The sequence below is a fragment of the Elstera sp. genome, from assembly GCF_044372965.1.
Lineage (GTDB): Bacteria > Pseudomonadota > Alphaproteobacteria > Elsterales > Elsteraceae > Elstera.
Window position 1 is genome coordinate 1 of sequence record NZ_JBILQX010000146.1, and the last position, 9,144, is coordinate 9,144.

A 9,144-nucleotide genomic window follows, 5' to 3' on the forward strand; every position below is an offset into this window, starting at 1 on the left:
TTCTGTTTCCCAGGGGCGATCAAGCTGCTTTGACGCGGGCCTTGCTGGCGATGGAGGCCTTGAGCCCCTTGGAGCGTCGGCGCATGGGCAATGCCGGGCGTCAACGCCTGTGTTCGCTGTTCACCGACTGGCACCAAGCCTTCGACCTCTCGGCGGCGATTCAGCAAACGCAGCCTGCGGGCGGGCCGAGCTTTAAGCGCTTCCGGCACCGGGGGCTCGCATGACGGCGCAGAGCCTCCTGCGGCAGATGCTGCCCTATGCGCTCGCGCTGGCGGTGAGCAAGGCGCTGGCGTTTGCGCTGCTGCCGCTGCTCACCCGCGCCCTCGGGCCGACGGGATACGCGCAGTGGGATTTACTGGCAACCCTGGCCGATCTCGGCGGCCTCGCCCTGGGGTTGGGGTTGGCCGATAGCCTCTATCGCTTCACCCCAACGGCGCCGAGGACGCCGGCGCGGCTCCTCGGCCTAGCGCTCACAGCGGCGGTTGTTTTCCTGATCGTGGGACAAACCATCGTCGCGCTTTTGCCGATACTGCCCTTCGGCGTTCCGCGCCTCGCCTTGCACGCGCTCGTGGCGTCGCTTGCGCTGATCGCCTGCCTGGAAGTGCCGCTCGCGGCGTTCCGCTATGCCGGGCAGAGCCGTAGCTTTGCGCTGGGGCTCGTTGGGCGGGCCGTGCTTCAGGCCGGGTTTATCGCGGTGGCGGCGCTCTATGACGGGGGCGTGACCGGCCTTGCGCTGGCGACCCTGGGTGCGGACATTATAACGGCGTTGGTTCTGGTCCTGGTCACGATCCGACGTTTTGGCATCGAGATCCGGCCCGCGCAATGGCGTCAACCGCTCCGCTACGGCGTGCCGCTGGCGGCGGGCGGCGGGGCCGGGTTTGTGCTGGGGAGTTGCGACCGCTGGTTTCTGGTCGCGGTGATCCCGGCGGCCTCGCTTGCCCACTATGCTTTGGCGGCGAAATTCGCGCTGGTGGTTTCGCTCATTCTGCAACCCTTTGCCCTCTGGTGGTATCCGCGCCGGATTGCCTGGATGGAAACCGCTGCCGGGCGTGGCCGGTCGGCGCAGGCGGTGGGGGCGGGGTTGCTGCTTCTCACCTTGGCCGTTGCCACGACCAGCTTGCTCGGCCCGCTGCTGGTGGAAGCGCTCACCCCGCCGAGTTTTCACGCAGCAGGCCGTTGGATCGCGCCGCTCGCGCTCGCGATTGCCTTGAACGAAGCCGCAAGCCTGCTTAATGTTGGCTGCTACCTGGGGCAGACGGGCGCAAAGCCGTTCCTGGTCAATTGGTTGGGCGCGGGGGTCGCGCTCATCGGCTATCTGCTGATCGCGCCGTTGAACGGCGTGATTGCGCCCGAAGCGATGGCGATTGTGGCGACGCTGGCGGCGCACGGCAGCCGGATTGCGCTTTTCCTGCATCTCGGGCGCAAAGCCGCGCCGATTCCCTATTGCTGGTGGCCGATTGCGGCTTTCGCCGGGCTCGCGACGCTGGTGATCCTGGGCGTTCCCGCGCTGGGTTTGGTGGGGATGGCGCGCGGCGCGTTTGCGCTCGCGGCCCTTGCTCTTCTGACGGCGCTTGCCGCCGGGTTGGGGTGGGTTGCCTGGGGCCGAACACGCGCGCTCCCCCCTCTCGACGGGACCGGGTTTGATTTGAAAGTGGGAACGCCATGAGCCGCCTTGCCCCCGTCAGTCTTGCCTTGGGCGCAAGCATTCTGTCGGTCTTGCCGCTGTTTGCCCTGCCGAACCCTTTGGTCATGCTCGGGCTCGCGGTGGCGATTCCGGCGGCGGTTATGGCGACGCGCGTGCCGTTTTTGCTGTGCCTCGGCTTTGTCATTTTCTCCTTCTTTCGCATCCACGAAGCTTTTCCCGTGCTCATGCCGCTGCGCATTCCGCAACTGCTGGCGATTCCGACGCTGGGGGTGCTGGTTTGGCATTTCTTCGGCACGCGGCGGTTAAAACCCTATTGGTCGCGGGAACTGAGCTGGTTTGCCGCCTTTTTCGGGCTGGTGACGGTGGGCGTCATCTTTGCCAGCAATAAGCCGCTCGCCCTTGCCTATTGGACCGCGACTTACGTGAAAATCGGCATTATGACCCTGGCGATTGCCTGGCTGACGACCGAGCCGGGGCATTTTGCCCGCGCCTCCCGTGCTTTGGTTCTGGCGGGGCTCGCGGTTTCCTATGTCACGCTCTCCAACAAGGCCAATGGCATCGGCCTCGTTGAAGGCACGCGGGTAACGATTGGGCGGGATATGCAATCCGTCCTCGGGGACCCGAATGATTTGTCGTTGGTGCTCTTGTTCCCGATGGCTTTTGCGGTGTCGCTGGCAACAACCAAGGGATTGGGGAAGCTCTCTAACCTTTTCGGCGCGGTGGCCGTTGTCGCGGTTCTGATGGCGATTTTGGCCACTCAGTCGCGCGGTGGTTTGCTGGGGATCATGACCGTTTTCGGTGTTTTCGGGCTGCGGCTGGTCAAATCCAAGCTGCTGCTCGGGGCGGTCGGCGGTGTGGCGATGTTGGTCTTATTTGCCGCCGCCGGTATTTCGGGCCGCTCCTCCGGCGGGGCCGCCGAGGATGGTATCGACGAATCGGCGATGGGGCGGATTTACGCCTGGGGGGCGGCCATCCAAATGGCCACCACTCGCCCGCTGACTGGCGTGGGGCTCGATAATTTTCTGAGCAATTATTATTTCTACAGCAGCCATTGGGACGGCAAGAACCACGCGGTGCATAGCACTTGGTTCGGCGTTTTGGGCGAAACCGGCTTTCCCGGTCTTGCGGTCTTTATTGGCATGATCGTGGTTAGCCTACGTTCGTCCCTCAAAGCCTCGCGGATTCTGGATCGAACGCCAGGCGTCTCGCCCAACGCCCGCGCCATGGGGCGGGCGTTGGTGGCGGGACTAGCGGCCTGCTGCGTCGCGGGAACCTTCCTCACCCAAGGTTTCACCTGGCCCTTCTATATCCAAATCGCGCTGACGGCGGCGATTGCGCGTTACGCAAATCAGGTGACGCAAAACGCAACTGAAAGCGCAACAGTTACGGCCCCGACCTCGGAAAATCCCGCCGTTTCAACGCGCTAAAACTGGCCCCAAGCCTGCACAGGGAAGATATCCCTGATTGGAGGATTCTGATGTCGATCGAGATACTCACCCCCGAGGCCAAGGCCCGACCTTCGTTGCGCGATTTTCGCCGCTGGGCCCGGACGGCCGATCACCCGCTGGCGCGCGGGGTGCGCGCGCTTTGGTATACGAGCCGATCCGCCCAAATGCCCGTTATTCCCGGCGTGCATCGGATTTTATGGAGCCTATGGCTCGGCGGTCGAAACCTCAGCGCAAGTCTGACGCGCGCGCTCTGGTGGACGCCCCTGCTGCGCGCCCGGTTGGAGCCGGGCAGCGGGCGCGGACTGTATCTTTACGGCGGGCTTCCGCTGCTGTTGGGGCCGGTGCGGGTGCAGATGGGTGACGCCTGCCGCATGTCGGGCCAAGTGACGATTACGGGCCGGGTGCATGGCGTTGCGGGCAGCCCCGCGCCGCTGCTGAACATCGGTCGCAATGTCGATCTTGGCTGGCAGACGACGATTGCCGTCGGGCGGCGGGTTGAGATTGGCGACGATGTGCGCCTCGCCGGGCGGAATTTTCTGGCGGGCTATCCCGGCCATCCGCTGAACCCCGAGGATCGCGCCCAGGGCCTGCCCGATACCGAGGATCAAGTAGGCGATATCATCCTGGAGCCGGGCGTGTGGCTCGCGACCGGGGTGACGGTCTGCGCGGGCGTACGTATCGGGCGCGGAACCGTGGTGGCGGCGGGGAGCGTGGTAACGCGCGATTTGCCCACGAATGTGCTCGCGGGCGGGGTTCCCGCAAAAGTGATCCGGTCGTTACCGGGAACGGATACCGGAGGGTTCGATCATGACGCTTGATCTTGTGATGTTCGGGGAGGATTGGGGCGGCTGGCCATCGAGCACCCAACATCTCGCCCGCGCGCTTCTGAAGGGGGGCGACCGGATTTTATGGGTGAACTCGCTCGGGCTGCGGCGTCCGCGCTGGTCCGATGCGGCGCGGGTGATGACAAAGCTCCGCGCCGGATGGCAGGGCCGCGCCGCGCCGCGCCCGGTCCACGGCCCTCAACCCCAAGGGATTATTGCACCTCTGGCCCCGCCCGTTCCCCGAAAAGGCTTCGAAGCGGCGCTGGCCGGGCAACTGCTGGCGCGCAGCTTGCGCCGGGGGCTCGCGCGCACGGGCCTATCGGCGCGGCCGATTCTTTGGACCTCGCTGCCCACGGCGGGGCCGGTCTTGGATCGTTTGCCCACGGCGGCCACGGTCTATTATTGCTGCGACGATTTCGGGGCGCTGGAAGGCGTCGATCACACCGATGTGCTGCGCCACGAGGCCGAGCTTGCCGTGCGGGTCGATCTGATTTTGGCGACGAGCCCGGAGTTGGCGGCAAAGTTTCCGGCGGCCAAAACCCGCCTGGTTCCCCATGGCGTCGATACCGATCTGTTCATGACGCCGCAAGACCGCCCAACCGACGTTCCCCAGGATCGGCCCACGGTGGGGTTTTATGGCAGTCTGGCCGGCTGGGTGGATTGGGATTGGCTGATGGCGCTGGCGCGGCTGCTGCCCGATTGGGAGATTCAGTTGATCGGCCCGGCGAAGGCCGAGAGCGCGGAGAAGCTGGCCGAACTGGCCCGTTACGCGAATATCCGCCTGCTTGGCCCCCGCGCGCACGGGGAGTTGCCCGCCTATCTTCACACTTGGACGGCGGCGCTCTTGCCGTTTCGGGACCTACCGCAAATTCACGCCTGCAACCCCTTGAAGCTGCGCGAATATCTCGCGGCGGGCGTGCCGACTGTCGCCACGCCGTTTCCAGCGGCGCAAGCCTATGCGCCGGAGGTGAAGACCGCCGCGACAGTGCTGGAGGCCGCCACCTATCTGCGCGGGTTGCAGGAACGGGATCCGGCCCAGATTCGGCAGGAAAAAGCCGCGCGGCAGCAGCGGGTGATCGGGGAAAGTTGGGCGGCGCGGGCCGCCACGATTCGCGGCTATCTGGAAGAGATGGGGTGATGCGGCGACTTGGCTTTTTGCTGGTGCTCCTCGCGGCTCCAGCCCTCGCCGACCCGCTGCCGCTCTATCGGGAAACGCCGTTTGCCCCGCTTTCCGGCGCGGCGGATTTGGTCCTGCGCGGCGTTAGTCACGCCGGAGCGCCGGTGACTCTTGTCCTGCGCCTGGATGGGCCGGACAGTGTGAACTATCGCACGCGGGTGAATGAGGAGCGGTTGATTCCGCCCGGTCCCTTCGTCATTCGCCTCCCGGCGCAGGGGTTAACCCGGTCGGGCGGTGCGCCGCACGATCTTGCCACCACGCGCCGCCTGTATCTTTTTAGCGACCCCCCCGTCGCGATTGACGCCGAGGTTACGGTAGAGCCCGCGCCGCCGCCGCCCCCGGACGTGATAGCGCTCGACGCTGGCCCCGTTGCGCTTCCCCCCGCGCCCGGATTTGCGCGCCTTGGGCCGGATGATCCGCGCTTGGGCGGTGTGCGAAAGGTTGCGGTTCGCCGGTCGGGCGGCGAGCGTATGCTGGCCGACGGCATTAGCGGAATCGATCAAGTGCGCCTGAGCGTCGCGCCGGGCCGCTGGCACCTGCGGCTATGGCTGGAAGACCCTGGCGACTGGGAGACGCTGCCGCGCGTCCTGGACCGGAATGTCACCGCGAACGGGCTTGTGTTGGATCACCGCGCCTGGAGCCTGACAGAGTGGATTTCCCGGCGCTATTTGGCGGGCGGCCAGGGGGACTCGCCCTCACTAGCGTCGGCCTGGGCAGCCTTCGGGCAGCGCCGGGGCGACCGGATCGATGCCACCCTTGATCTGACCGATGGACAGCTCGAAATCGCCTTTCAAGGCGACCGGCCGACCTATCTCGCCGGGCTCGCCCTTGCGCCCGCAACCGACGCCGGGGAGGCCGCGCTTGCGGGCCTGGACGCTCGCCGGGCCGAGGCGTTCGACGCCGCCTGGCCGGTTTGGTCGCCGTCAATCCCGGTGAGCGGGCCGGTTGCGCCGCTCGAAATCGCCCAAAACGGCGCGGTGCGGCACGCGCTTTGGCTGCCGCCCGGCGCGCAAGTGGAGCAGGTTCAAGCCGATGCGGGGTTGGAGGTTCAGGCTTGGGAAGGGCGTTGGACGCTGGAGCGCGCGCAAGCCGCCTCCCAACTCCTCATCCCCGCCGCGCGCCATTTGATGCCGCTGGGCAGCCTAAAATCGCGTCTTCCCGATCGACCGCGACGGCTGGTGCTGTGGCTTCGTGCTCTTTCCGCCAAACCCGGTCCCCAGGCCCTTACGCTCCACTTCGCCGATGGGGCGGTTCAGCGGGTGCCCGTTACCGTCCTGCCGATTCTGCTGCCCGAGGCGCGAACGGCGGTCAGCCCCTATTTGGACGATCCCCCTCAGGAAGTCTGGCGCGCGGAGGGCGGGGACGACCGTCGTTTAGAGGGCTATCGCTGCGATGCCCGGTTCCTCACCCGTCTCGGTTTAACGCCCCACGCGCCGCCCTTAGATTTGCACGCGCCCGCGCGGCTTCGGGCAATGCTAGCGGACTCTGCGCCGCCGTGGATCGCCTATGCGGGACTCAAGCGGGCTTTAGCCGATGGCGGCGTGGAGGCGACGGCCAAGCGCTTGCACGATTTGGATGGCGCTTTGCTGCCCGCGCAGCGCGATCAGATTTACTGGAGCATCGCCGATGAGCCGTCGAACCCCGCGCATGGCTCCAGCGATTTTGCGGCGGGGGCACGGTTGCGGGAGGCTTTTCCCTGGCTCAAGCTCGCCGCCCATCTGAACGCGCCCGGCGATGCGCAGTTTCTGGCGGGGCTCGATATGGCGCTGGTCAATCAAGGGTTTGGGCTAGATCGGCCCCAATTGCGCGCAGCCCGCGCGCGCCTGACACGCCCCCAGGCGAAACTCTGGCTATACAATGCCGAGTCACCGCGATTGGCGGCGGGGTTCTGGCTGTGGTTGACCGGGGCGGAGGGCTATTTGCAATGGCACGCGCGCATGCCGACCGCCGATCCGTTCGACCCCACCGATGGGCGCGAGGCGGATTTTGGCCTTTTGCACCCAAGCGCCGACCCCTGTCCCGCGCTTCCTGCGATTGACGACAATCTCTTGACCTTAGCCGAAGCGGTCGAGGATAGCCGCTGGATCACGGCTTTGGCGGGGAGCCGCGCGCCTGCTGCCGCCCGGTTGCTCGGGGTGCTGCGCGATACGTTGGGCGACCGATGGGCGGACGCGCGGGCGCGGGCGACGCCGGAGTTCTTCACGATGTTTCGCCAAAAAGCTGCCCGCGCTCTGCGCCCGTGAACCTTGGCATGGGGATTGTACCTCTGACGGGTATTCGGCCCGCTTTTCGGAGGTTTCCCTATGGCCCGTTGCAAAATGCATATCTCAGCGCAGCTCAAGACGGTTTTGACCCTGGGGCTCGTTGCAATTTGCCTCAGCGGCTGCGCAAACCGCGATCCGCTGTCGATGATCCCGGCGGGATTGCGCGCAACGCTCCAAAGTGAGGATCGGGCGGCGCAACCGAAGCGCCCGGTGAGCGTGGCCGGGATGTTGGCAAAAGCGCGCGGCGCGACGGAGGTGCCGGAGGCCGCCCCCAGCGCACCGCCATCGGTTGCCCCAGTCCCGGCCCCAGTCCCGGCCTCAGTCCCGGCCCCAGTCGCGGAGCCGGTCGAAACCCAGGCGGCCCCTGCGCCCCGTCCCGAAACCTTGCTGCGCTTTGCCCCTGCGAGCCCAAAATTGAGTTCGGTCGAAATGCTCAAGCTCACGCTCGCCGCCCATAAGCTTGCGGCCCAGCCCGGCCCGGTGAGAATTTTGATGGGGCCGGGGGAGGGGACCCTGTCCCCGGCGCAAACAATGGCGTTGGTTATGCAGCGTGGGGCGTCGGTGAAAGCGGCGCTGCCGAAGGACCTCGTGGCGCGGGCCGAGCTGCATTACAGCCCCTCCCTTTCCCCGGATACAGCGGTTCTGCGCCCGAGCGCTCCCGATTCTGAGCTACAGTGACAGGCCGCGCGATGACAACACCGCCCCCCCTCGCGCCGCGTTCCATCGGCGATATTCTATACCTCATCGTTTCGGCGGCCTGGTATCGCCGCTATCTGCTGTGCGTGCCGATTGTGGTTATGCCGCTTCTTGCCTTTGGGGTGAGCCTGCTGCTGCCGAAGAGCTACGAAGCGCGCATGACGATTCTGGTGCAAGAACCCGCGAAGCTAAATCCGTTTTTGAACGATCTGGCCGTTGGCCCCAATCTGAAAGACCGAATGGAAGGGTTGAAGGCCCTGTTGCGTAGCGAACACGTGCTGGCCGCCGTGATTCGCGACCGCCAATTGCTGCCGCCCGATGCGTCGCCCGCCGCGCAAAACTGGGCCGTGCGGGAAATGTCGGGGAATCTGACCGCGCTTCTTGTCGGCGGCGATTTGATCGAACTGCGCCTGCGCGGCAATAGCCCCAAGGGGCTCGACCAAGTGCTCTCGACCATCGGCGAGCGGTTTGTGGACCGGCTCCTCGCCCCCGAACGCTCGTCAATGGAAGGCTCGGTCACGTTTCTGGAGCGCGAGATTACCGAAAAGCGCCGTGTTCTGACCGAGGCGGAAGATGCGCTGGCCGAGTTCAAGCTGAAAAATGCCGATAAACTGCCGGAACTCTATACGGCCAATGTCCAGCGGCTCACCGTGCTCCAGCGCACCTTGGAAGAAAAGCGCGCCGAACTTGCAACCGCCGTTGCAGCTTTCGAGGATATGCGGGCGCGGCTTGCCAATACGAACCCGGTGATTGGCAAAATGGAAGAACAGATCGTTCAGGTTTCCGGGGAACTGGCCCTGCTGCGCGCCCGCTACACCGACGATCATTCGGAGGTGCAGGCGGCTTTGCGGAAAGTTCGGCGGCTTGAGGACGAGCGCAAATCGCTCATCGATGCCGCCCGAACGCTGACGCCGGAGGATATCGAGCGGCTGATTACCCAAGCAACCACGCAAGGCGTTTCGTCGGATCGGCCAGCGGCCCCGTTACTCCTGTCGCAAATGCAACGCTTGCAGGATAGCAAAGCCAAACAGGAAAGTTTAACGCGCGAGGTGGCGGGCTTAGCGGCGTCGGTCGCCGAAGCGCAAGCCTC

The 9,144-nt window shown here is 65.7% G+C and carries 8 protein-coding genes; all 8 read left to right on the forward strand.

The window, feature by feature from the left end; all coding sequences use genetic code 11:
- A partial coding sequence (locus ACIQ36_RS15345; RefSeq protein WP_395830872.1) for a hypothetical protein occupies positions 1-224 on the forward strand: 224 nt, incomplete at its 5' end.
- A complete protein-coding gene (locus ACIQ36_RS15350) occupies positions 221-1,666 on the forward strand; it encodes an oligosaccharide flippase family protein (protein ID WP_395830874.1) in 1,446 nt (481 codons plus the stop codon). The genes ACIQ36_RS15345 and ACIQ36_RS15350, both read left to right, overlap by 4 nt.
- Entirely contained in the window at positions 1,663-3,072 is a 1,410-nt protein-coding gene (locus tag ACIQ36_RS15355) for an O-antigen ligase family protein (protein WP_395830876.1), read from the forward strand. Before ACIQ36_RS15350 ends, ACIQ36_RS15355 begins: the two co-directional genes overlap by 4 nt.
- A gap of 50 nt (positions 3,073-3,122) precedes the next feature.
- A complete protein-coding gene (locus tag ACIQ36_RS15360) occupies positions 3,123-3,911 on the forward strand; it encodes an acyltransferase (RefSeq protein ID WP_395830878.1) in 789 nt (262 codons plus the stop codon).
- Positions 3,901-5,055, forward strand: a complete 1,155-nt coding sequence (locus ACIQ36_RS15365) for a glycosyltransferase (protein WP_395830880.1) — start codon at positions 3,901-3,903, stop codon at positions 5,053-5,055. The genes ACIQ36_RS15360 and ACIQ36_RS15365 overlap by 11 nt, the downstream gene beginning before the upstream one ends.
- Positions 5,055-7,337, forward strand: a complete 2,283-nt coding sequence (locus ACIQ36_RS15370; protein ID WP_395830881.1) for a hypothetical protein — start codon at positions 5,055-5,057, stop codon at positions 7,335-7,337. The genes ACIQ36_RS15365 and ACIQ36_RS15370 overlap by 1 nt, the downstream gene beginning before the upstream one ends.
- Positions 7,338-7,397: 60 nt before the next feature.
- A complete protein-coding gene (locus tag ACIQ36_RS15375) occupies positions 7,398-8,036 on the forward strand; it encodes a hypothetical protein (RefSeq protein ID WP_395830883.1) in 639 nt (212 codons plus the stop codon).
- Positions 8,037-8,047: 11 nt separating this feature from the next.
- On the forward strand, positions 8,048-9,144 hold a 1,097-nt coding region (locus ACIQ36_RS15380), incomplete at its 3' end, for a GumC family protein (protein ID WP_395830885.1).

Coding starts and splice junctions, on each gene's coding strand:
- ACIQ36_RS15350 (WP_395830874.1), top strand. CDS start 221: ATGACGGCGCAGAGCCTCCTGCGGCAGATGCTGCCCTATGCGCTCGCG.
- ACIQ36_RS15355 (WP_395830876.1), top strand. CDS start 1,663: ATGAGCCGCCTTGCCCCCGTCAGTCTTGCCTTGGGCGCAAGCATTCTG.
- ACIQ36_RS15360 (WP_395830878.1), top strand. CDS start 3,123: ATGTCGATCGAGATACTCACCCCCGAGGCCAAGGCCCGACCTTCGTTG.
- ACIQ36_RS15365 (WP_395830880.1), top strand. CDS start 3,901: ATGACGCTTGATCTTGTGATGTTCGGGGAGGATTGGGGCGGCTGGCCA.
- ACIQ36_RS15370 (WP_395830881.1), top strand. CDS start 5,055: ATGCGGCGACTTGGCTTTTTGCTGGTGCTCCTCGCGGCTCCAGCCCTC.
- ACIQ36_RS15375 (WP_395830883.1), top strand. CDS start 7,398: ATGGCCCGTTGCAAAATGCATATCTCAGCGCAGCTCAAGACGGTTTTG.